The organism is Neorhizobium sp. LMR1-1-1.1 (genome assembly GCF_040675795.1).
Taxonomy (GTDB): domain Bacteria; phylum Pseudomonadota; class Alphaproteobacteria; order Rhizobiales; family Rhizobiaceae; genus Neorhizobium; species Neorhizobium cellulosilyticum.
Genome location: NZ_JBEGHE010000080.1, coordinates 63,326 through 87,057, shown reverse-complemented (window position 1 = coordinate 87,057; position 23,732 = coordinate 63,326). Strand labels below are relative to the sequence as shown.

At 57.8% G+C, this 23,732-nt stretch carries 19 protein-coding genes; 6 read left to right on the top strand and 13 right to left on the bottom strand.

The features are described from left to right. Nucleotides 1-7 precede the first annotated feature (7 nt). From purH to htpX, 4 genes are all read right to left on the bottom strand, one after another. Nucleotides 8-1,624: a bifunctional phosphoribosylaminoimidazolecarboxamide formyltransferase/IMP cyclohydrolase gene (purH, locus tag MRBLMR1_RS28660; protein WP_500067065.1), complete on the bottom strand. Its 1,617-nt coding sequence runs from the start codon at nt 1,622-1,624 to the stop codon at nt 8-10. Between the two features lie 83 nt (nt 1,625-1,707). Further along, entirely contained in the window at nt 1,708-3,384 is a 1,677-nt protein-coding gene (locus tag MRBLMR1_RS28655) for a heparinase II/III domain-containing protein (protein ID WP_148143869.1), read from the bottom strand. 97 nt (nt 3,385-3,481) lie between these two features. Next, complete coding sequence (locus tag MRBLMR1_RS28650; protein ID WP_500067076.1) at nt 3,482-4,879, bottom strand: RsmB/NOP family class I SAM-dependent RNA methyltransferase; 1,398 nt, start codon at nt 4,877-4,879, stop codon at nt 3,482-3,484. Continuing rightward, nucleotides 4,870-5,847 carry a zinc metalloprotease HtpX gene (gene htpX, locus MRBLMR1_RS28645; protein WP_148143800.1) on the bottom strand — a complete coding sequence of 326 codons (978 nt, stop codon included), beginning with the start codon at nt 5,845-5,847 and terminating at the stop codon, nt 4,870-4,872. Before htpX ends, MRBLMR1_RS28650 begins: the two co-directional genes overlap by 10 nt. A gap of 135 nt (nt 5,848-5,982) precedes the next feature. On the opposite strand from htpX, the gene MRBLMR1_RS28640 reads away from it, so the two are divergent. Then, nucleotides 5,983-6,201 carry a DUF1674 domain-containing protein gene (locus tag MRBLMR1_RS28640; RefSeq protein WP_148143801.1) on the top strand — a complete coding sequence of 73 codons (219 nt, stop codon included), beginning with the start codon at nt 5,983-5,985 and terminating at the stop codon, nt 6,199-6,201. A gap of 67 nt (nt 6,202-6,268) precedes the next feature. After that, nucleotides 6,269-6,712, top strand: coding sequence for a thermonuclease family protein (locus tag MRBLMR1_RS28635; protein ID WP_148143802.1), 444 nt, complete (start codon nt 6,269-6,271; stop codon nt 6,710-6,712). An 11-nt stretch (nt 6,713-6,723) separates the two neighbouring features. Here MRBLMR1_RS28635 and acs read toward each other — a convergent pair whose 3' ends face one another. Continuing rightward, entirely contained in the window at nt 6,724-8,679 is a 1,956-nt protein-coding gene (gene acs / locus MRBLMR1_RS28630; RefSeq protein WP_148143803.1) for an acetate--CoA ligase, read from the bottom strand. Nucleotides 8,680-8,931: 252 nt separating this feature from the next. Here acs and MRBLMR1_RS28625 point away from each other — a divergent pair, with 252 nt between their 5' ends. Continuing rightward, nucleotides 8,932-9,645 (top strand): DUF1013 domain-containing protein, encoded by a 714-nt coding sequence (locus tag MRBLMR1_RS28625; protein WP_148143804.1) that lies wholly within the window; start codon nt 8,932-8,934, stop codon nt 9,643-9,645. 63 nt (nt 9,646-9,708) lie between these two features. Here the strand turns inward: MRBLMR1_RS28625 and MRBLMR1_RS28620 are convergent, their stop codons facing one another. Next, a complete protein-coding gene (locus MRBLMR1_RS28620) occupies nt 9,709-11,643 on the bottom strand; it encodes an AMP-binding protein (RefSeq protein ID WP_500067064.1) in 1,935 nt (644 codons plus the stop codon). Between the two features lie 87 nt (nt 11,644-11,730). Continuing rightward, nucleotides 11,731-12,390: a YggS family pyridoxal phosphate-dependent enzyme gene (locus MRBLMR1_RS28615; protein WP_148143806.1), complete on the bottom strand. Its 660-nt coding sequence runs from the start codon at nt 12,388-12,390 to the stop codon at nt 11,731-11,733. 181 nt (nt 12,391-12,571) lie between these two features. On the opposite strand from MRBLMR1_RS28615, the gene leuS reads away from it, so the two are divergent. Genes leuS through holA form a run of 3 tightly spaced genes read left to right on the top strand, consistent with a single transcriptional unit; the run spans nt 12,572 to nt 16,777 of the window. Then, nucleotides 12,572-15,205, top strand: coding sequence for a leucine--tRNA ligase (gene leuS, locus MRBLMR1_RS28610; RefSeq protein ID WP_148143807.1), 2,634 nt, complete (start codon nt 12,572-12,574; stop codon nt 15,203-15,205). Beyond that, nucleotides 15,198-15,755 carry a hypothetical protein gene (locus MRBLMR1_RS28605; RefSeq protein WP_500067075.1) on the top strand — a complete coding sequence of 186 codons (558 nt, stop codon included), beginning with the start codon at nt 15,198-15,200 and terminating at the stop codon, nt 15,753-15,755. The genes leuS and MRBLMR1_RS28605 overlap by 8 nt, the downstream gene beginning before the upstream one ends. Next, nucleotides 15,743-16,777 (top strand): DNA polymerase III subunit delta, encoded by a 1,035-nt coding sequence (gene holA, locus MRBLMR1_RS28600; protein ID WP_148143809.1) that lies wholly within the window; start codon nt 15,743-15,745, stop codon nt 16,775-16,777. The genes MRBLMR1_RS28605 and holA overlap by 13 nt, the downstream gene beginning before the upstream one ends. Nucleotides 16,778-16,843: 66 nt before the next feature. Here the strand turns inward: holA and MRBLMR1_RS28595 are convergent, their stop codons facing one another. The 6 genes from MRBLMR1_RS28595 to rho form a co-directional block, all read right to left on the bottom strand. Further along, nucleotides 16,844-17,722 carry a ParB/RepB/Spo0J family partition protein gene (locus MRBLMR1_RS28595; protein ID WP_148143810.1) on the bottom strand — a complete coding sequence of 293 codons (879 nt, stop codon included), beginning with the start codon at nt 17,720-17,722 and terminating at the stop codon, nt 16,844-16,846. Between the two features lie 23 nt (nt 17,723-17,745). Continuing rightward, a complete protein-coding gene (locus MRBLMR1_RS28590; RefSeq protein ID WP_148143811.1) occupies nt 17,746-18,540 on the bottom strand; it encodes a ParA family protein in 795 nt (264 codons plus the stop codon). An 18-nt stretch (nt 18,541-18,558) separates the two neighbouring features. Continuing rightward, nucleotides 18,559-19,161: a 16S rRNA (guanine(527)-N(7))-methyltransferase RsmG gene (gene rsmG, locus MRBLMR1_RS28585; RefSeq protein ID WP_210298038.1), complete on the bottom strand. Its 603-nt coding sequence runs from the start codon at nt 19,159-19,161 to the stop codon at nt 18,559-18,561. Next, on the bottom strand, nt 19,158-21,035 hold the full coding sequence (mnmG, locus tag MRBLMR1_RS28580; RefSeq protein WP_148143813.1) for a tRNA uridine-5-carboxymethylaminomethyl(34) synthesis enzyme MnmG: 1,878 nt from the start codon (nt 21,033-21,035) through the stop codon (nt 19,158-19,160). The genes rsmG and mnmG overlap by 4 nt, the downstream gene beginning before the upstream one ends. Before the next feature lie 24 nt (nt 21,036-21,059). Further along, nucleotides 21,060-22,355, bottom strand: coding sequence for a tRNA uridine-5-carboxymethylaminomethyl(34) synthesis GTPase MnmE (mnmE, locus tag MRBLMR1_RS28575; protein WP_148143870.1), 1,296 nt, complete (start codon nt 22,353-22,355; stop codon nt 21,060-21,062). A 79-nt stretch (nt 22,356-22,434) separates the two neighbouring features. After that, nucleotides 22,435-23,700: a transcription termination factor Rho gene (gene rho / locus MRBLMR1_RS28570; protein ID WP_112506460.1), complete on the bottom strand. Its 1,266-nt coding sequence runs from the start codon at nt 23,698-23,700 to the stop codon at nt 22,435-22,437. Nucleotides 23,701-23,732: the final 32 nt, after the last annotated feature.

Below are 23,732 nucleotides of genomic sequence, written 5' to 3'. Positions count from 1 at the left end.
TGCAAACTTAGTGCCGGAAGTGACGCATGCCGGTGAAGACCATGGCGACGTTATGCTCGTCGGCAGCTGCAATAACTTCCGCATCGCGCATGGAGCCGCCCGGCTGGATGACGGCGGTTGCACCAGCCGAAATCGCCGAAAGCAGGCCGTCCGCAAACGGGAAGAAGGCTTCCGAAGCAACGGCCGAACCCTTGGTCATCGGCTCGGCCCAACCCATGGCCTTGGCGGCATCCTCAGCCTTCAGGCCGGCGATACGGGCGGAATCGATACGGCTCATCTGGCCGGCGCCGATACCCGCCGTCTGGCCTTCCTTGGCATAGACAATGGCGTTCGACTTGACGTGCTTGGCAACCTTGTAGGCGAACTTCAGGTCTTCCATCTCGGTCGCTGTCGGCGCACGCTTGGTCACGACCTTCAGCTCGACATCCTCGATCACGCCGCTGTCGCGGCTCTGCACCAGAAGGCCACCGGCAACCGTCTTTGCGGTAATGCCGCGCGAACGCGGGTCAGGCAGGCCGCCTGTCACGAGCAGGCGCAGGTTCGGCTTTTTGGCAATGATCGCCTTTGCCTCTTCGGAAACTTCCGGCGCGATGATGACTTCGGTGAACAGCTTGACGATCTCTTCCGCCGTCTCGCCATCGAGAAGCTGGTTGAGCGCGATGATGCCGCCGAAGGCAGAGGTGCTGTCGCAGGCCAGTGCCCGCAGATAGGCGTCCTTCAGCGTCGAGCCAGTGGCAACACCACACGGATTGGCATGCTTGATGATCGCGCAGGCCGGCCCCTGATCGGCCGAAAACTCGCCGATCAGCTCGAAGGCGCCGTCCGTATCGTTAATGTTGTTATACGAAAGCTGTTTGCCCTGCAGCAGCGTGGCAGTCGCAACGCCGGGACGGTTCTCGCCGGTCACGTAGAAACCGGCGCTCTGATGCGGGTTTTCGCCGTAACGCATGGCTTCCTTCAGCACACCGCCGATCGTCCGGTAAGCCGGCGTCTCGATTTCGAGCTCTTCAGCAAACCAGTTGGAAATCGCAGTGTCATAGGCCGCGGTACGCGCATAGGCCTTGGCGGCCAGCTTCTGGCGGAAGGCATATTCCGTCTCGCCGCCATTGGCCTTCAGCGCTTCGATCAATGGCGCATAGTCGGCCGGATCGGTAACGATCGCAACATAAGCATGGTTCTTGGCCGAGGCACGGATCATCGCCGGGCCACCGATATCGATGTTTTCGACCGTCGTCGGATAGTCGCCGCCGGTGGCACGCACTTCCTCGAACGGGTAGAGATTGATGACGGCAAGATCGATGCCCTCGATCCCATGCTGCTTCATCGCCGCGACATGTTCTTCATCGTCACGGATCGACAGCAGTCCGCCATGAACACTCGGATGCAGCGTCTTCACGCGGCCGTCCATGATTTCCGGAAAGCCCGTGACTTCGGAAACATCGGTGACGGCAAGCCCGGCTGCAGCGATTGCCTTGTGCGTACCGCCGGTCGACAGCAACCTGACGCCCTGTTCGGTAAGCGCCTTCGCCAACTCGATGATGCCGGCCTTGTCAGACACGGAAAGCAGAGCGGTGCGGATTTTCACGCGGTCAGGGGCGGGGATTTTTTTGGAAGCAACGGCCATCGGTCTCTCCTGAAAGAGCTTGCCACAGAGGGGCGGGAAGGGGATGGGCCGCGGTTAGCACAGCTGGCGCAAAGAAGAAACGCCTATTCGCTCCGTCTGAGCATCCAGCGGATCTCCCGAAGCCCCTGAACCGGCACCTCGATCGCCAATTGCTGGCTTGGCCTTATGCCGGAAACATCGGCGAAGAAGACGTCCTCATCGATCAGCACATGCAGGCCCGGTACCGCAAAAATCCAGGTCTCACCGTCGGGAGCGCCCAGAACGATGCTTTCGCCATCCCTGCGGAACAGATTGATCGCCGGATGGATATGAAAACGCACGATTGCCGTCAGGCTATCCTTGCCTTGTCCCTCTTCGGGTATCAGCCGGTCGCATCCCTTGATCTTGTCGCCCGCAGCGCTGAGCGCGATCTCGCGCTCATGAGTGTAGCCGAAGCTTTCGACATAGCCGTCATGCCGTGCGCGCAGCCAGTCATTGCCGTGCTTGTCGTCCCAGCGCTCGACATCGATCTTCGAAACGCCAGGTAGCAGGATAGAGCCGGCAAAGGACGAATTGATCACCCGGCTGGACGATCTTTCTTCGATGATGACGGTCGAGTGGGCTGCAGTTGACCGGGCAAGATGCTTGTAAAAGCGATTGGCGAATTTCGGCGAGCCGGAATTGACGATGAAGCGATTGCGGCCAGACGACATTTCGAACGAGAGGCAACCCGCATGCGCGCCCCTCGATGCCGCGATCGAACTCGGGCATCCGGTGTCTGCGATGATAATCGTATTGTCGGCGCTGAGCCGATGATAATTCATCTGCGGCAAAGCCTTGAATGGCTTCCCGGCGGATTCGTCGTAACGCAATACCGACATCAGCTCGCTGGCCGAAGTCGAACCGGCACCGTTGAACAATGCGAGATCGCCATCCTGGTGGCGGAAGAAACGCAAGGCCGGATACATGCGGTCGATCGCCGGAATGAGCTTCTGGGGCACATCATGGCCGAGATTGATATAGGTCTGCCTCAGCGGCAAAAGGTCGAGCAGGATATCGAGGATCGCGCGCGGATTACGCGAAACATGCCCGCCATCGGCGAGGATCTGACGGTCGAGTTCTCGGTCGAGAAGCATTGCCTCCCGTTTTATCCCCGTGACGCGCTTCGGTACGGATAGGGATGCCATCGCGAGCGCAGTCCTGACCCTGAGCCGGCTTTCGGCATCCGGGCAGCTGCCGGCGATCTTTCTCAGATAACTGATCTGGTAGGCGAGGTTCTTCATGAACCGCCGGTAGAAACCCGCTTCAGCCGCATGCAGAATGATCGTCGAATGGGACAGCCAGGCAATCACCCGGGTCGCCACGACATTCGGCTCCCAAGCGATGCCACGGCGCCTACGGCCATGGATGTTGATCCAGTCCGACACAATATGCCGCGCGTGAGCGCAACCCGCTTCCGTCCGGTCTGCCCTGATATGTCGAAGCCAGCCGAAACCGTGCAGACGCTCGGCAAAAGCGCGTGAAGGCAGTTCAAGCTCGAAAGGAGAATCCCCCAGCGTCTCGAGCACCCGCCCCGCCAGCGGAAAGCGCCCCTCGAGAATTTCATGCGCAATGAAGGGATCGACCGGACGCAGGTCGGTCGGGGCAACGATCAGGCGTTCGGGAACCGATGTCAGCGGAGCAGACAAGGCGACGCGATAAGGCGCTATGCGGAGGCGCAAACGCCGCCGCATTTCCTTCATACCGGAAGCCAGAAGCCTTCGGCGATCGGCGAGCCGCATGGTCACTCTGGTTTCTCCGCCGGAATGGTTGTCGCTAGATCAGCTGAATCAATTTTAGATGGATGGCAAGTATGCTGCCGGTATGGTGAATAAAACCTTACTCGACACGCAACACGCTGGCAAAGAAACCATCCATGCCGCCGGCAAAACCATCCGAAGGCGGGATCATCGCCGGCGTCGTCCTGAAATCGCCCTGAGCCGTGATTGCGTTTTCAAGCCCAGGCCAGTTCACTGGGTCGACCGGCACCCGCTTCACGGACGGAGTATCGGCCAGAACCCGTTCGATCAGCTCTTCGCCCTCCAGCGGATCCAGCGAGCAGTTCGAAAAGACAATCATGCCGCCGCTTTTCACCAGAGTCACCGCATGTCGCAGCATCTTTTCCTGAAGCGCCGCTAGCTTTTCGATATCCTGCATGCCCTTGGTCCAGAGCACGTCCGGATGCCGGCGCGTCGTGCCAGTGGACGAGCAGGGCGCATCGAGAAGAATGCCGTCGAGCTTTTCTTCAGGCGAATATTTGAACAGGTCCCCTCCCACCAGCTCGGCACTCATGCCGAGACGGCCAAGGTTTTCCTTCAACCGCGCGAGACGGTTGGATGATTGTTCGACGGCCGTTACCACTGCACCGGCTGCAATCAGCTGGGCAGTCTTGCCGCCTGGCGCCGCGCAGAGATCCGCCACACACTTGCCCTTCAGATCCCCGAACAGCTTTGCCGGAATGCTGGCTGCAGCGTCCTGAACCCACCAATCGCCTTGGTCGAAACCTTCGAGCGCGGTCACCGATCCTTCGAATTCTCCAAGACGGATACTGCCGGTCGGCAGGACCCTTGCCCCGAGCTTTTCCGCCCATGCCTGCGGATCACGCTTGACCGTCAGGTCGATAGCCGGCGGCGTAAGCTGCGCCTCGGCAATCCGGGTTGCTTCCGCTTCGCCATAGGCGCTCACGAGCCGTGCACGGAACCAGTCCGGCACCGGCGAAATGGAAGCGGTTGCCGCCAGAACCTCGTCCTTTTCGCGCGCCAGCCGACGCAAAACGGCATTGACGAGTTTGGCGAAACGGCGATTGCGCGGATCGCGATTGGCCTGTTCGACAGCAAGATCGACTGCGGCATGGGACGGCACATCCAGATGCAGGATCTGCGCGGCGGCAACCACCAGAACATGCTGGAGTGCACGCGCGCCTTCCGGCAGCGGCGTTTCGATCATCGAGGCAATGGCCGCTTCAAGCCGCGGCAGGTGGCGAAGCGCAGTGGTCAGGATGGCGCGTGTCAGCGCCCGGTCGGCATCGTTCAGTGCCTTGTAGGCGGGATTGCCATGGGTCAGGTCCAGCATGCCATCGAGCGACGTCTTGCGATCGACGGCGGCTGCAAGCAGCTTCGCGGCCGTCGCCCGAACTTCGAACCCGGGTTTTCTCGGCTCGGAACCTGTACGATCAGGTGCCGGCTTCCTGGGCGAGTTTTTGTGCGGTTTCTTGTTTTTTGGCTCGTTCAAGACCAGGGACCTTTGCGCGGTTCATTCGATCCGCGGCCCCAGGGATTGCTTGCACCTGAATTCGGCACGGAGCGCGCGGTGCGCTGGGGTCTACCAGCCGAAAACGATCCCGTCGACCCACCACCGCGAGACTCGTTCGCCATTTGCTGAAGCGCAGCGATGCGGTTTTCGGTATTCGGGTGCGTCGAGAACAGATTGTCCATGCGCTCGCCGGAAAGCGGATTGATAATGAACATATGCGCCGTCGCCGGATTGCGCTCAGCCTCGTAATTCGGGATCGAATGCGCGGAACCGGCAATCTTGGCAAGCGCGGAAGCAAGCCACATCGGGTTACCGCAGATTTCTGCACCACGACGGTCGGCTGAATATTCGCGCGTACGGCTGATCGCCATCTGCACCAGCATGGCAGCGAAGGGTGCCACGATCATCGCAACGAGCACGCCGATGAACCCGAACGGGTTGTTGTTGTTCTCGCGATTGCCACTGAACAGGAACGCAAAATTGCCGAGCATGGAAATCGCACCTGCCAGCGTTGCGGTAATCGTCATGATCAGCGTGTCGCGGTTCTGCACATGCGCCAGCTCATGCGCCATGACACCAGCGACTTCCTCATGCGTCAGGCGCTGCAAAAGCCCGGTCGAGGCCGCGACGGCAGAGTTTTCCGGATTACGGCCCGTCGCAAAGGCATTCGGTTGCGGATTGTCGTAGATATAAACCTTCGGCATTGGCAGGCCTGCATTGGCCGAAAGATCGCGGATCATCCGGTAGAATTCCGGAGCCGTGCGCTCGTCCACCTCTTGAGCGTGATAGGCGCGCAGCACCATCTTGTCGGAATTCCAATAGGAAAACAGGTTCATGCCGGCTGCGATCACCAATGCGATCATCATGCCGCCCTTGCCGCCGATCAGAAACCCGATCCCCATGAACAGGGCGGTCATGAAGGCCAGAAGCATGGCGGTGCGCATCACATTCATCGTCATCTCTCCGTTGCCGATTTCGTCCCTTACGCGATACGAATAATCGCCCAAGGGTTTTCTAGCGGTTATGAACGCCCTATCATGTGGTCAATTCGACCTGATTTTTCAATAAACCTTGCGGTGATGCGGGACATGCAAAGCGCGGACAACGACAACATGGAAAACATCTCTGAGGATGGTGCAGCGAAAAAGCCGCTTTCACCCGCGGCACAGCGCGCGCTGAAGGAAGCGGAAGAACGCCGCCAGGCAGAGGCTAAGGCCAATATGCCGGAAGAATTCGGCGGCCGCGGCGGCGCGGATCCAGCCCGCTTCGGCGACTGGGAAATCAACGGCCGCGCCATCGACTTCTAGATCGTGGTCCGGGACATAAGATAAAATTCCTATTGACTTCGAATCATGATCGGAATTTATTCCTTTCATGATCAGGGTGCTATTTTCCATCGCAGTCATTCTGTCGGTCTTCGTGGCCGGGGCGCAGGCACGCGACGAAATCTCCGGCCCGGTCTCTGCGGAAATTCTCCGGGTCATCGATGGAGACACTCTGCTGGTCGAAGCCCAGCCATGGCCGCAGCAGAAAATGGAAGTCTATGTCCGCATTCGCGGCATAGACGCACCTGAACTTAAATCGAAATGCGAAGCGGTGCGAGCAGCGGGGCAGGATGCCCGACAATCCCTCGAAAGCATGGCCGCGCAATCACCCACCATCCAGCTGACGCGAATTGCCGGTGATAAATATTTCGGTCGCATCGTTGCCGATGTCATCCTGTCGGACGGTCATAGCGTGGCAGACGGCCTGCTGCTCGCCGGCCTTGTCCGCAGCTATGATGGCGGCCGCAAGCCAAGAGAGACTTGCGGCAGCTGAGGGTTCTCAAATCAAGCGTCGACCTTGTTCTGACGATTGGCGATCAGGTCATCCACCACTGCGGGGTCGGCAAGCGTCGATGTATCCCCAAGTGCTCCGAAATCGTCCTCGGCGATCTTGCGAAGGATACGGCGCATGATCTTGCCGGAACGGGTTTTCGGCAGGCCCGGCGAAAACTGGATCTTGTCTGGCGCCGCAATCGGACCGATCTCGTTGCGAACATGCTTAGTAAGCTCCTGCCGCAATTCATCAGTGCCGGCATTGCCGGCCATCAGAGTCACATAGCAATAGATGCCCTGACCCTTGATGCCATGCGGATAACCGACCACGGCCGCTTCCGATACGAGATGGTGCGAGACCAGCGCCGATTCCACTTCCGCCGTACCCAGACGATGGCCCGACACGTTAAGCACGTCATCGACGCGGCCGGTAATCCAGTAATAGCCATCCTCGTCGCGCCGGCAGCCGTCGCCGGTGAAATATTTCCCCTTGTAGGTGGAGAAATAGGTCTGAATGAAACGTTCGTGATCGCCGTAGACGGTGCGCATCTGACCCGGCCAGCTATCGGTGATGCAGAGGTTTCCATCGGCAGCCCCTTCGAGAACATTGCCCTCGTTATCGACGAGCTGCGGTTTCACCCCGAAGAACGGCTTGGTGGCCGATCCGGGTTTCAGGTCCGTGGCGCCGGGCAACGGCGTAATCATGTGACCGCCGGTTTCGGTCTGCCACCAGGTATCCACCACCGGGCAGCGCTTTTCGCCGACCACGTTGTAATACCATTCCCAGGCTTCCGGGTTGATCGGCTCGCCGACCGTGCCGAGCAGGCGAAGGCTTTCGCGCGACGAGCGCTTGACGAAATCGTCACCAGCCCCGATCAGTGATCGGATCGCAGTCGGTGCCGTGTATAAGATGTTGACCTTATGCTTGTCGACGATTTCCCAGAACCGGCCCTGATCGGGAAAATTCGGCACGCCTTCGAACATCAGCGTCGTGGCGCAATTCGCCAGCGGCCCATAGACGAGATAGGAATGCCCAGTGACCCAGCCCACGTCGGCCGTGCACCAATAGATATCGCCATCCTGATAATCGAACGTATATTCATGGGTCATCGCCGCATAGACGAGATAACCGCCTGTCGTGTGCAGAACGCCTTTCGGCTTGCCGGTCGAACCGGACGTGTAGAGGATGAACAGCGGATCTTCCGCCCTCATCTTCACCGGCTCGCAATGCCCCTTCACGGTGGCGATTTCCTGATGGTACCAGATATCGCGGCCCGGCGCCCAGTTGGTCTTGCCGCCGGTACGGCGCACGACCAGAACCTTGTTCACCGTCACATACTGGCGCGCCGCGATATGGATCGCCTTGTCGGTATTCTCCTTCAGCGGCACCGGCTTTCCGCCTCGCACGCCCTCGTCGCAAGTGATCACGAATGTCGACTGGCAGTCGACGATGCGACCCGCCAGTGCCTCCGGTGAAAACCCGCCGAAGACGACCGAATGCACCGCGCCGATACGCGCGCAGGCCAGCATCGCATAGGCCGCTTCCGGGATCATCGGCATATAGATGGTAACGCGATCGCCCTTCTTGACTCCATGCTTCTTCAGCACGTTCGCCATTCGGCAGACCTGATCATAGAGCTGGTTATAGGTGATCTTCTTGTCGATATAGGGGTTGTCGCCTTCCCAGATGATCGCCGTGCGCTCACCATGGGTTTTCAGGTGGCGGTCGATGCAATTATAGGAAACGTTGGTCAGCCCGTCCTCGAACCACTTGATCGAAACCCGTCCCTTGAAGGACGTGTTCTTCACTTTCGTGTAGGGCTTGAACCAGTCGATCCGGCGGCCATGCTTGCCCCAGAACTTGTCCGGATCCTCGATGCTCTCCTCGTACCATTTTTCATATTTGTCCTTGTCGATGAGCGCTTTAGCCTTGGTGGACTTGAGAACCGGATAGACTTTTTCGGACATGTGATTCCTCCCTCACTTGCACCGTCGACCTGACATACGTCATCGGTGCGACATTTTGGCATTCATAGCAATTGGGGCGGAAGCGGCAATTAGACAAATGGCTGTGAGGGTCTGAAATGCGATCGACAAGGATCCTGTTTCAGAGAATTGCAATTCTGTCCTAATTCGATTATACGGCGATGAATTCCCGGAAATTGTGGTTGATACCCACGGCCCGCGACACCGGCGCGGACGGACAGAGGAACTATACCCATGGCTCAACAATTGCTTATGCCGAAGGCCACCGCAGTATGGCTTGTCGACAATACGGCCCTCTCCTTCGACCAGATCGCGCAGTTCTGTAAACTGCATCCGCTCGAGGTCAAGGCGATCGCCGATGGTGAAGCCGCTCAGGGTATCAAGGGCCTCGACCCGATCGCCACCGGCCAGCTTTCCCGCGACGAAATCGAGCGTGGCGAAAAGGACATCAATCACAAGCTGAAGCTTTCCGAGCCAAAAGTTCGCGTTCCGGAATCCAAGCGCCGCGGTCCGCGCTACACGCCAGTCTCCAAGCGTCAGGACCGTCCAAACGCCATTCTCTGGCTGGTTCGCAACCATCCGGAACTCAAGGACGCCCAGATCTCGCGTCTCGTCGGCACCACCAAGTCGACCATCGAACAGATCCGCGAGCGCACCCACTGGAACGCCGCAAACCTCGCTCCGATGGACCCGGTAACGCTTGGCCTCTGCTCGCAGATCGATCTGGACTTGGAAGTCGAGAAGGCTTCAAAGAACCGTCCGCTGCCGACCGCTGCCGAACTCGGCGCCTCCCTGCAGCCGGCTTCTGAGACCGAAAACCTGGGCTTCGGCGATTACCGCAACGAGCGCGAGGAAGAGAAGGAAATCGACGCAGACGCCGTCTTCGCCAAGCTTTCCTCGCTCAAGTCGACCCGTACCGAGGAAGAAGACGAGGACGACCGCTTCTAAGCGTAGCCCTTACCACAAAGAATTCAAAAGCCCCGGATCGTCTCCGGGGCTTTTCTTTTTGGCTTATCCAGCCGAGACCGCCGTGCTCTTCTCTTCATGAGCAAAGCCGTTTTTCCAAAGCGTTTCCCGCACCACATCGAGCGTTCCCGGATCCTCGATCGTCGCCGGCATCGTCCATGGCATGTCGTCGGCAATCTTCTGCATCGTGCCGCGAAGTATTTTGCCTGATCGGGTCTTGGGCAGTTTCGGCACCACCATCACCGTCTTGAAGGCGGCCACCGGCCCGATCTCGTTGCGAACCATGCCGGCCACCTCCGCAGCGATTTCGGAAGCTTCCCGTAAAACATGGTTCTTCAGCACCAGGAAACCGCAGGGGATCTGTCCCTTGACCTTGTCTTTGACGCCGATCACGGCACATTCGGCGACATCTGGATGTTTGGCGCAGACCTCCTCCATCGAGCCGGTCGAAAGCCTATGCCCGGCACAATTGATGATATCGTCCGTCCGCGCCATCACGAAGATATATCCATCATCATCCACCATGCCCGCATCAGCCGTCTTGTAGTAACCCGGAAATTCCTGCAGGCAGTTCTCCCTGAAACGGTCATCTGCATTCCAGAAAGTCGGTAGACAGCCCGGAGGGAGGGGGAGTTTCATGACGATATTGCCGAGCGTGCCGTGCGGCACGGGCATGCCGGCGTCATCGACCACATCGATTGCATATCCGGGCAGCACCCGCGTCGGCGAGCCGGGCTTGAACGGCATCAGGCCCAGCCCCATAGGGTTTGCGACAACAGGCCAGCCGGTCTCAGTCTGCCACCAGTGATCGATCACCGGTACCTTCAGCTTCTGCTCAGCCCATTTGAGCGTTTCCGGGTCCAGGCGCTCGCCGGCAAGAAACAGAGCCCGCAATCCCAGCAGATCATGGTTTTCGACCAGTTCGCCCTCGGGATCGTCGCGACGGATCGCTCGAAATGCCGTCGGTGCGGTGAAGAAGACTTTGACATCATGCTCAGCAACGACGCGCCAGAATGTTCCGGCATCCGGTGTGCCAACCGGCTTTCCTTCGAAAATGACACTCGTATTGCCGTACAGAAGCGGTGCGTAGACGATGTAGGAATGACCGACGACCCAGCCGATATCCGATGCTGCACAGAACACCTCACCGGGTGAGACCCCGAAAATATTCGGCATCGTCCATAACAGCGCCACCATATGCCCGCCATTGTCGCGCACCACACCCTTTGGCTGCCCCGTCGTGCCGGATGTGTAGAGGATGTAAAGCGGATCCGTAGCTTTTACCGGCACACAATCAACGTCACGTCCCCGCGCAGCCTCGACCATTTCGGCGAAATCGAATTCCCTCCGTCCGGCGTCGAGCGGAACAACGAGTTGAGGACGCTGTAGTATGAGGCAATGGTCAGGCTTCACCGCCGCCAGTTCGATCGCCTTGTCGACCAGCGGCTTGTAGGCAACCACCCGACCAGGCTCCAGGCCGCAACTGGCGGAAATGATCAGTTTCGCTTGCGAATCGTTCAGCCGTGCCGCCAGTTCCTGTGCCGCAAACCCGCCGAAAACGACGGAATGCACCGCGCCGAGACGGGCGCAGGCGAGCATGGAGAACACCGCTTCCGGCACCATCGGCATATAGATGACCACCCGGTCACCCTTGCCGATGCCGAGATCGACAAGCACTGCAGCAATCGCCTTCACCTCGGAAAGAACTTCAGCATAGGTAAAGCTTTTGCGCTCGCCGGTCATGGCGCTGTCGTAGATGAAGGCGGCCTGCTCACCACGTCCGGCTGCGACATGCCGATCGAGGCAATTGAAGCAGGTATTTGTCTCGGCCCCGACAAACCAGCGGCCATAGACACCCTCGTCTGGGTCAAAAATCCTGTCCGGTGGACTGAACCAGTCGATTGCTTTGGCGGCTTCCTCCCAGAATCCTTCCGGATTCTTTTGCCACGCGCCATAAACGTCGAAATAGCGGCTTTGCATATGCACCTCCCGTTACATGAGCCGAGCCTGATAGAAGCAATCTAGGCTGGTCGGGAGGTGCCGGAAACCCCGACGAAGGGGGTAGGCCTATCGCGCACCGAAAATGGCCGACCCCACACGGACGCTGGTTGCGCCGAACTCGACGGCCGTCTCGAAATCACCGGACATGCCCATCGAGAGTTTTTCGACGCCGCATTCCCTGGCGAGTTTTTCAAGCAGCGCGAAATGAGGGCCTGGATTTTCTTCCGCCGGCGGAATGCACATCAGGCCTTCGATGGAAAGCCCGAGATCCTTGCGGCAGAATTCGACAAAGGCTTTCGTTTCCTTCGGCGCAATACCCGCCTTCTGCGGTTCGAGCCCGGTATTGACCTGCACATAGAGTTTTGGCGTTTTGCCCTGCTTCGTCATCTCTTCCGCCAGCGCCCGGGCGATTTTCTCGCGATCGACCGTCTCGATCACGTCGAACAGCGCAATCGCGTCGGCAGCCTTGTTGGATTGCAGCGGCCCGATCAGATGCAGCTCGATACCGACGGTCTCTGCCTTCAACTCCGGCCATTTACCCTGACTTTCCTGCACCCGGTTTTCACCGAATACGCGCTGGCCAGCGACAATCACGGGACGGATCGCTTCCGCATCGAAGGTTTTGGACACGGCAACCAGTGTGACAGAACCCGCCGGACGTTTGGCATATTTCTCCGCCTTGGCGATCTTGCCCTTCACGTCCTGCAACCGTTCTTCGATATCCATCGCCCACATCCTTTTCCGTATTTCTTGTGAGATCAGCGATTAAAGCCCATATGAGGCTCTGCCAAGGGCATTCCGCATCAAAGTTTGACACCCCACAAGCCTCAAAAACTTGACGCTTGCGGCCATTCATGGTGAAGGTCTGCCCAACTCTTTTATCCTGATTTCCCGGAATATCATCCAGATGGCGACTGAACGTTACAACCCGCGCGATGCTGAACCCCGTTGGCAGCAGAAATGGAACGAGGCGAAGGTTTTCGAAACCGACAACGCCGACCCGCGGGAAAAGTATTACGTCCTAGAGATGTTCCCCTATCCGTCCGGCCGTATCCACATGGGCCATGTGCGCAATTATGCGATGGGCGACGTCGTTGCCCGCTACAAGCGCGCGCGCGGCTTCAACGTCCTGCACCCGATGGGCTGGGACGCTTTCGGCATGCCGGCGGAAAACGCCGCGCGTGACAACAAAACTCATCCGAAATCCTGGACCTACCAGAACATCAGTTCGATGAAAAAGCAGCTGAAGGCCATGGGCCTGTCGCTGGACTGGTCCCGTGAATTCGCCACCTGCGATGTGGAATATTACCAGCAGCAGCAGCACCTCTTCCTCGATATGATGGAAAAGGGCCTGGTCTATCGCAAGCAGTCCAAGGTCAACTGGGATCCGGTTGATCAGACAGTTCTGGCCAACGAACAGGTGATCGACGGCCGCGGCTGGCGCTCCGGTGCGCTGGTCGAACAGCGCGAGCTGGTTCAGTGGTTCTTCAAGATCACCGATTTCAGCCAGGACCTGCTGGATGAGCTGGATCATCTCGATCAGTGGCCCGAAAAGGTCCGCCTGATGCAGAAGAACTGGATCGGCCGTTCCGAAGGCATGGCCGTGCGCTGGGAAATCGTGTCTTCCACCGCCCCTGCAGGCGAGACAGAAGTCACCGTCTACACGACCCGTCCGGACACGCTGTTCGGCGCATCCTTCCTGGCAATCGCCGCAGATCATCCGCTGGCCAAAGCAGCAGCGGCCAAGAATCCGGCTATCGAATCCTTCGCCGAAGAATGCCGCCGCCAGGGCACCTCACTCGCAGCACTCGAAACGGCCGAGAAGAAGGGTATCGACACCGGCATCCGCGTGAAACATCCGCTCGATCCTTCCTGGGAACTGCCGGTCTATGTCGCGAACTTCGTGCTGATGGAATACGGCACGGGCGCCATCTTCGGCTGCCCGTCGGGTGACCAGCGCGACCTGGATTTCGCCCGCAAATACGATCTGCCTGTCGTTCCGGTCGTCATGCCAGCCAATGGCGATGCCGCAACGTTCGAAGTCGGCGAAACCGCCTATGTCGATGACGGCGTGATGATCAATTCGCGCTTCCTCGACGGCAAGACGACGGAAGAAGCCTTCCAGATCGTCGCCGACAAGCTGTCGCAGCAGGTTCTGGCAGACGCGCCTCAGGGCGAGCGCAAGGTCAATTTCCGCCTGCGCGACTGGGGTATTTCCCGCCAGCGTTACTGGGGCTGCCCGATCCCGGTCATCCATTGCGAGGTCTGCGGTGTCGTTCCGGTGCCGAAGAAGGACCTGCCGGTGCAATTGCCCGACGACGTCACCTTCGACCTGCCGGGCAACCCGCTCGACCGTCACGCCACCTGGCGCCATGTCTCCTGCCCGCAATGCGGCCATGATGCCCGCCGCGAGACGGACACGATGGACACGTTCGTTGATTCCAGCTGGTATTTCACCCGCTTCACCGCTCCGTGGCTGAACGAGCCGACCGATCCGAAGGTTGCCAACCACTGGCTGCCGGTCGATCAGTATATCGGCGGCATCGAACACGCGATCCTGCACCTGCTCTATTCCCGCTTCTTCACCCGAGCCATGCGTGAAACCGGCCATGTGGCAGTCAAGGAGCCCTTCAAGGGCCTCTTCACCCAGGGCATGGTCGTGCATGAAACCTACCGCCTGGGCGCAGAGGGCCAGAAGGGCGAATGGGTTTCCCCGGCCGATATCAAGATCGAAGAGAGCGACGGCAAGCGTACCGCCACGCTGCTGAAGAACGGCGAGGAAGTCACCATCGGCTCGATCGAGAAGATGTCGAAGTCGAAGAAGAACGTCGTTGATCCGGACGATATCATCGCCTCCTACGGCGCAGATACGGCCCGCTTCTTCGTTTTGTCCGACAGCCCGCCGGATCGCGACGTCATCTGGTCGGAAGCCGGTGTCGAAGGCGCACACCGCTTCACTCAGCGCCTTTGGCGTCTGATCTCGGAAGCCGCCGACAACCTGAAGACTGTTTCCCCGGCTCCTGCCAAGGAAGGTGACGGCTTGGCGATCTCGCAGCTCGCCCACAAGACGCTGCAGGCGGTTCAGGGTGATCTGGACAAGCTCTCCTTCAACAAGGCTGTGGCGCGCATCTATGAACTCGTAAACGCCCTTGCGGCGCCGCTGACAGATGTCGCTACCGGCAAGGGTGACGCGGCTTACCGCGCAGCCGTTCGCAACGCTGCGGAAATCCTGGTCCAGATCGTGGCGCCGATGACACCGCATCTGGCCGAGGAATGCTGGACGGTACTCGGCAATGGAGAAATGGTGTCGAAAACCGCCTGGCCGAACTTCGATCAGGCTCTGGTCGTCGAGAACGATGTAACACTACCCGTCCAGATCAACGGCAAGAAGCGTGGCGAATTGACAATCGCGCGCGACGCGGATCAAAGTACTGTCGAAGCTGCAGTTTTGGCGCTGGACGTGGTGAAAGCTGCGCTCGAAGGCCGCGCGCCGAAGAAGATCATCGTTGTCCCACAGAGGATCGTGAACATTGTTGCCTGACCGCTCATCTTTGCCACGTCGTAGCGCCCTCCTTCTGGGGCTGGCGCTCTGCGCTGGCCTGGCAGGCTGCCAGGTTCGGCCGCTTTATTCGCAGGCCGGTGGCACGGCCCCCAAGCTCGCATCCGTGGGCTTTTCCGAGCCGAAGAACCGCGTTGAGCAGGTCGTTCGCAACGAGTTGGTGTTCCTGGCTGCCGGCGGTGCCGGCGAGCCTCTGAATCCGGCTTATAATGTCACCCTGCATGTTTCCAGCACGGCATCGAACGTTCTCGACGATGACGGACTGGCGGAGGCCAGCGTTCCCGTTGCCGGCCGTGTCCAGGTAACCGGCTCCTACACGCTGACCCGTAGCGTCGACGGCCAGGTTCTCAAGCGCAGTGAACATTCCAGTGTTGCGCTGATCGACGTGTCTCGCCAGAGCTTCGCCAAACTGCGCGCCATCAGGGATGGTGAAAACCGCGCAGCGCGCGAACTGGCAGAGTTCATCCGCGCGGATGTCGCGATCGTGCTTGCCAAAGAGCCACCGCTGCAGCAACCCGCATGGCAGAAATAAAATCGCACGAGTTCGATCGCTTTGTTGAAAAGGGCGCCGAGCTATATCGCTTCTACGTCATCTACGGACCAGATCGCGGACTTGTATCGGAACGGGCAAACCTCATTGCCAAGCGCAGTGGAGTTTCACTCGATGATCCGTTCGCACTACTGAAGCTCGACGTTTCCGATCTTCAAGGCGATCCTGGGCGACTTCTGGACGAAGTCAATGCGTTGGGACTTTTCGGCGGCGAGAAGCTCATATGGCTGCGTGGCGTAAACAATGAAAAGCCTGTCCTGGATGCCGTCCAGACCATTCTTGGGCAGGGTGCACCTGCCAATACGCTCCTCATCGAGGCAGGCGACCTGAAAAAGGGAAGCGGTCTCAGAAAGATCGTTGAGCCGTCCCGGGCTGTTGCCGTGATACCCTGTTACGCCGACGATGTCCGCGCACTCAACGCGCTTATCGATACCGAACTGGCAAGTGATTCACTGACGATCACCAACGAAGCTCGGCGACAGCTGATTGACCAGCTGGGTGGTGATCGCGTGGCCTCGCGCAACGAGATCCGCAAGCTTGCGCTTTACTGCCGAGGAATGGGCAGGATCGAGGAACACCATGTCGATGAGATCATCGGGGATGCCAGCAGTGTGTCCGCAGACGACGCTGTCGATGCGATATTGACCGGCGACCTTCCGGCCTTTCATCGCGCATTCCAGAAGATCCTCACCTCCAAGACACCGCTATTCCTTATCCTGCAATCGTGCCTGAAGCAGTTTCAATTGCTTGATGCGATGAAGATCGAGATGGAGGAGAAGCGAACGCCGGCCGGCCAGGTTATGGCAACCCTCGGCCGCCATATCCATTTCAAGCGCAAACCCGTCTTTGAGAAAGCTCTCAGGGTATGGAGGCCCGAAGCCGCCAGCCGCGAAGCCTCACGCATCCAGTCCGCCGTACTGATGTCCCGTCAAAGACAAAGTCTTGAGCCGAGCATTGTATTTCATGCTCTTCTAGGCGCCGCACTTCAAGCATCAAAACAGTAAAAAGCTGCGCAAAAACAAAGCTTTGCGCAGCTTATACGGAAGACGACCAAACTATCTCTGCGTGCCTCAGCGACGCTCCAGCAGGCGGCAGATTTCTTCAAGCTGCTCAAGAGTCTTGTAGGAGATCCTGATCTGACCCGGGCCACCCCTGTGGTTGATCTTCACCTCCAGCCCAAGGGAATCCGTCAACGTCCGCTCCAGGGCAACTGTATCCGAATCCTTTTCCGGCTTCGGTGCAGCCTGCGGTTCCGACTGCGAACGGATATCGTTCTGCGCCAGACGCTCTGCATCACGAACCGACATGCCCTTTGCGACAACCGCCTTTGCAAGCGCTGTCGGGTCCGATGTCGGGATCAGCGCACGCGCATGACCGGCGGAAAGCGTGCCGGATGACAGCATATCCCGAACGGGGGAGGGCAGTTTCAGAAGACGCAGGCTGTTCGCCACATGGCTTCGACTTTTCCCGATAATGTCACCAAGATCGTTCTGCGTATATCCGTGCTCGGCGATAAGCTGCTCATAACCCAGCGCTTCTTCCAGCGGATTGAGGTCCGACCGCTGAACGTTTTCAACGATTGCGATTTCAAGCGCCGTCCTGTCATCGACATTGCGCACGATAACCGGCACTTCCACCAGACCGGCAAGCTGGGAAGCGCGCCAGCGTCGTTCACCCGCGATGATTTCGAACTGGCCGTCTGGCAGGGTCCGCGTGACGATTGGCTGAACGATCCCGTGCTGACGGATGGAACTTGCCAGATCCTGCAATTCGCTTTCGTCGAAATGACGGCGCGGGTTGCGCGGGTTGCGCGTGATGTTCTCGATCGGGACCATCCGGTCAGGACTGACATTGACCGGTGCATTGCCCGTCGGCATCGGCTGATCCATCTCGCCGATCAGCGCTGCCAGACCGCGCCCCAAGCGGCGCTTCGATACATCGTCGTTCATACGCTTTACCCTATCTACTACGTCTATGCTGCGACTTTGCGCATTCTCTCGCGCTGGATAACTTCCGAGGCGAGCTGCAGATATGCCTGACTGCCTGCGCATTTCAGATCATAAAGAATAGCCGGCTTACCATATGACGGTGCCTCCGACACGCGAACATTGCGCGGGATCAGCGTCTGATAAACCTTCTCTCCGAGATAGGTGCGAACATCGTTGACAACCTGCTGCGCGAGATTGTTACGCGCATCAAACATGGTCAAAACTATACCCTGAATGTCGAGCACCGGATTGACGGTACGACGAACCTGATCAACGGTCTCAAGCAACTGACTCAAGCCCTCAAGCGCGAAAAATTCGCACTGAAGAGGAACAAGGACTGAATCCGCCGCAGCCATCGCGTTCATCGTCAATAGATTGAACGAAGGCGGGCAATCAAGCAGAATGTAATTGAATTTCTCTGCACCACTTGAAACCAGAGCTTTTTTCAGCCGGAACGCCCGGTCCTGCGCCTGGGAAATTTCCATCTCAAAGCCAAGCAAGTCCATCGTCGATGGTACAATCGACAGGTTAGGAACGGCAGTCTCAACCGCAGCTTCACCGACCGAGGCTTCGCCAACAAGAATATCGTAGGACGACACCTTGCGGTCACGGCGATCGATGCCGAGGCCAGTACTTGCATTCCCCTGGGGATCCAAATCAACAATCAAAACGTTCTGGCCGATAGCGGCCAGTGCAGTCGCAAGATTTATGGCCGTCGTCGTTTTACCGACGCCGCCTTTTTGATTTGCAATTGTGATGATACGACGCTTATCAAACATCTGGCACCCGCTTTACGGTTATGTCCGCTGCAGATTGCCGATCTCTAGGATAACCGAATCCGCTTGGATTGAACTTTGGTGTTTTACCAAATCAAAGCGCCATCTACCATGTGCTTTCTTCAATTCGGATTCGTAATCTCGACCTTTATGGAAGAAAGCTGTTGATGGCCCGTCGAGAAGCCACGGCGAAGCATATTCCAAAAGCTTGTCGAGATCAGCCAGCGCACGAGCGGAAACGAAATCACATTGAGGAATAAGCGTGGGAGCGTCTTCGATACGTACCGAATGAATAGTGCCCCTGGCCCCGGTTGAAGCGAGAGCGACGCGCAAGAACGCCGCCTTTTTCTGGTTGCTTTCAATAAGATGTACCCAGCCATCCTGATGCTCGGACAACAGAATCGCGGTGATAATACCTGGAAATCCGCCACCTGAACCGAGATCGACCCATGTTCCCACTCTGTCAGCCAGCCTGAATATTTGCGCACTATCGGCTATATGACGCTGCCACATATCCTCTTGCGTCGAAGGAGCGATCAGATTGATTGTCTTGGCCCATTTTTGAAACAAATCGGCAAATTGCTGAAGCCGATCTTGCGTTTCACGTGAAACATCGGAAATCAAGATGCCTGCCTCATATTTCTTTCTGCTTTCCTCACCAATGCCAGAAGCAACGTAACAGCCGCTGGCGTCATTCCTTCGATCTTTGCCGCCTGCGCTATGGTACGAGGCTGAGCACGGCTTAGCTTCAATTTCAGCTCGTTGGACAGACCTGATACAGTGTCAAAATCGAAATGATCAGGGATTGCCAGTGCCTCGTCTCGTTGGGCAGAGCGTATATCATTCGCCTGTCGTTCCATATAGACGGCATAACCCGCTTCAATCTCGAGAGCCTCGGCAACCTTGGGCGACAGTCCCGTCAGCTCTCCCCATATACGCGCTAGGCGGGCAATTTCCATATCGGGATGGGACAATATCTCATAAGCGCTTCGGCGCTGACCATCCTTGTTAAGATGCAATCCATGTTGCGCGGCCTCATTCGGCGTGAGGCTGAGCGACCGAAGCTGATCCCGCCCGGAATTGAGTGCCTCCACATAAGCCGAGAACCTCTCCGCCCGATGCCTGCCAACTAGGCCAAGTTTAATTCCGAGGCCTGTCAGACGCATATCGGCATTATCCGCGCGAAGCGAAAGTCGGAACTCGGCTCTTGAGGTAAACATGCGGTATGGTTCGGTCACGCCACGATTGATGAGATCGTCGATCATCACACCAATATAGGAATCAGTCCGGCTGAAAATATGCGGTTCACTCCCTTGAGAACGTCTCGCCGCATTCAGTCCACCGACAAGACCCTGGGCACCGGCTTCTTCATAACCCGTCGTGCCATTGATCTGCCCGACCAGAAACAGGCCCTTCACCGACTTCGTCTCAAGCCATGGCTGCAACTCTCTCGGGTCTATATGGTCGTATTCGATCGCATAGGCCGGGTGCAGGATCGTCACCTGTTCCAGCCCAGGAATGGTGCGTACGAAAGCTTCCTGGATATCCTCAGGCAATGAGGTCGAAATGCCGTTTGGATAAACCGTAAAATCGTCGAGACCTTCCGGCTCGAGGAAGATCTGGTGGCCATCGCGTTCCCCAAATCGGACGATCTTATCCTCAATCGAAGGGCAGTAACGCGGGCCGACACCTTCGATCTGCCCGGAATACATAGCCGACAAATGAATATTATCAGCAATGATCCTATGGGTCTCAGGTGTCGTTCTGGTGACGCCACATGCGATCTGGGGATTGGTGATCCGGTCGGTCATGAAAGAGAATGGCGTCGGAACATCGTCAGCTTCCTGACGATCAATCGACGCCCAGTCGATCGTGCGTCCATCAAGCCGGGCAGGGGTTCCGGTTTTCAAGCGACCAAGTGCAAATCCCTGTCGCTTCAATGTCTCCGAAAGACCAACCGACGGCGCCTCTCCGGTACGACCGGCCGGGATCTTCTTCTGACCGATATGGATCAGCCCCCGCAGGAAGGTACCTGTGGCAAGGACAATTGAAGCGCAGGAAATACGACGCCCGTCCGCAAGCAGGAGAGCTTTTACAGCACCATCCTGTCCTATCTCGATATCGAATGCGTCTCCTTCGACGACGGTCAGATTGGCATGATTTTCGATTTCGCGCTGCATCGCCTCGCGATAAAGCCGGCGGTCAGCCTGTGTGCGCGGTCCTCGTACAGCCGGGCCCTTCTTGCGGTTGAGAAGACGAAACTGGATGCCTGCAGCGTCCGCAACGAGTCCCATCAATCCATCAAGCGCATCGATTTCACGGACGAGATGACCTTTGCCCAATCCGCCAATCGCCGGGTTGCAGGACATGACACCGATCGTTTCGCGCTTGTGTGTTACCAGTGCAACGGAGGCTCCAACGCGGGCAGCTGCACTTGCAGCTTCGCATCCGGCATGCCCGCCACCAACGACGACCACATCAAAGGTCAGTTCAGCCATGGAAGCCTCTATGTTTCACGTGAATCATTTGCCAATGCAGAATTTCGAGAAGATCACATCGAGAAGATCTTCGACATCGACGCGACCGGTAATCCTGCCGAGCTCATCTCCGGCCGCCCGCAACGCATCGGCCTTCAACTCAAGTCGAGGCTCATCTAATGCATTTTCGATGAATTTGGAAGCCAAGGCAATATGTTCGCGATGCCTGTCATTGCTCGCCGGCAGCCCGCCATTCCAGCTGTCTCGTGCCTTATCCACGATAGCGCGATGGATCTCGTCCAGGCCTTCACCGGTTACAGACGAAATACGTATTGCCTCGACTTTATCCCTCTTAGAGAGATCCGCTTTCGTTTCCACTTCGAGATGCGGAACACCGTAATCTTTGTACACGATATCTGTAGTAGATCCCGCTTCCCTGAGATACAGGATCATATCTGCCGAGCGAGCGGCCGACTTGGCACGTTCGATACCTTCGCGCTCGACGACGTCTTCTGCTTCTCTAATACCCGCCGTGTCGTAAAGTCGAACCAGATAACCTTCCATGTCCAGCTCTACCGTCAGCACATCGCGCGTGGTCCCCGCTATATCGGTCACGATTGCGACTTCGCGTTTTGCCATCGCGTTCAGCAGGCTGGACTTGCCGGCATTCGGAGCCCCGATAATCGCTACCTTGAACCCATTGCGAATAATCTCGGCGGATTTCGCCGAGACCGACGCAACGGACATCTCAGCCACGAGCGCAGCGAGATCACCGCCTATCATATCCGCAACAGAGCCCGGTACATCGTCCTCGTCCGCGAAGTCGAGTTCCGCCTCGATCATCGCTCTCGCATGGGTCAGACGTCCCGCCCACCCACCATATTGGGCTGATAGGGCGCCCATTCCAGTCTGAAGCGCCAGTTTGCGCTGCATCTCCGTTTCAGCGGATACCAGATCGGACAGGCCTTCGACTTCCACCAGGTCCAGCCGCCCGTGTTCAAAAGCGCGGCGGGCAAATTCACCGGCTTCGGCAGACCGCAAACCCAGTTCCTTCAGCATCGCCGCAATAGCATTTACTACCGCACGGCTTCCATGAACCTGCAATTCGGCACAATCCTCGCCGGTAAAGGAGTGCGGCGCTTCAAAATACAGGACCAAGCCTTGGTCGAGTATCTCACCGTTTCGGTTGCGAATCGTTCGGAGGCTTGCCTGTCGTGGCAGAGGAACCGAGCCGACAATCTCGGTGATTACTGCTTTGGTCGCCGGACCACTTATGCGTATGACCGCAACGCCGGCCGGCGGCTGACCGCTGGAAAGCGCGAAGATTGTTGCCTGTGTCATGTCTTCGTTCCATATCCACAAAAGACAAAGGCGCCCGATATCGGGCGCCTGCAAAGTCATCGAAGAATCCGGCTAAGGATTACGTGTTCATCGAGTCGAAGAAGTCCGCATTGTTCTTCGTCTGCTTCAGCTTATCGATCAGGAACTCGATCGCATCGGTCGTTCCCATCGGAGCGAGGATACGGCGAAGAACGAAGATCTTCTGCAGATCCTGGCGCGGAACCAGAAGGTCTTCCTTACGCGTACCGGATTTGAGAATATCCATGGCCGGGAAGATACGCTTGTCGGCGACCTTGCGGTCAAGCACGATTTCCGAGTTACCCGTACCCTTGAATTCTTCGAAGATGACTTCATCCATGCGGCTACCTGTATCGATCAGCGCAGTTGCGATGATCGTCAGCGAACCGCCTTCCTCGATATTACGGGCTGCACCAAAGAAGCGCTTCGGCCGCTGCAGCGCGTTTGCATCCACACCACCGGTCAGAACCTTGCCGGAAGACGGCACGACCGTGTTGTAGGCGCGGCCGAGACGGGTGATCGAATCGAGCAGAATGACGACGTCACGACCATGTTCGACCAGGCGCTTGGCCTTTTCGATGACCATTTCAGCGACCTGCACGTGGCGAACTGCCGGTTCGTCGAAGGTCGAGGAAACGACTTCGCCCTTCACCGAGCGCTGCATGTCCGTCACTTCTTCCGGACGTTCGTCGATGAGAAGAACGATCAGATAGCATTCCGGATGATTGGCGGTAATCGAATGGGCAATGTTCTGCAGAAGAACCGTCTTACCGGTACGCGGCGGCGCAACGATCAGGCCACGCTGGCCCTTGCCGAGCGGTGCGACGAGATCGATGACGCGCGCTGAATTATCCTTCGACGTCGGGATATCGAGTTCCATCTTGAACCGCTCATTCGGATAAAGCGGTGTCAGGTTGTCGAAGTGAACCTTGTGACGGATCTTTTCAGGATCGTCGAAATTGATCGTGTTGACTTTCAGCAGCGCGAAATAGCGTTCGCCTTCCTTCGGGCCGCGGATCGGTCCTTCAACGGTATCGCCCGTCTTCAGGGAAAACCGGCGGATCTGCGATGGCGAAATGTAGATATCGTCCGGACCAGGCAGATAGTTCGCATTTGCGGAACGCAGAAAGCCAAAACCGTCCTGAAGAACCTCGACCACGCCTTCACCGATGATTTCAACATCCTGGCTGGCAAGAACCTTGAGAATTGCAAACATCAACTCCTGCTTGCGCATCGTGCTGGCATTTTCGACCTCCAGCGACTCTGCGAAGGTCAGCAAATCAGTCGGAGATTTGCTCTTAAGTTCTTGAAGCTTCATTTCAGCCATGAAGAGGGGACCACTTGAGAAAATATAAGGGA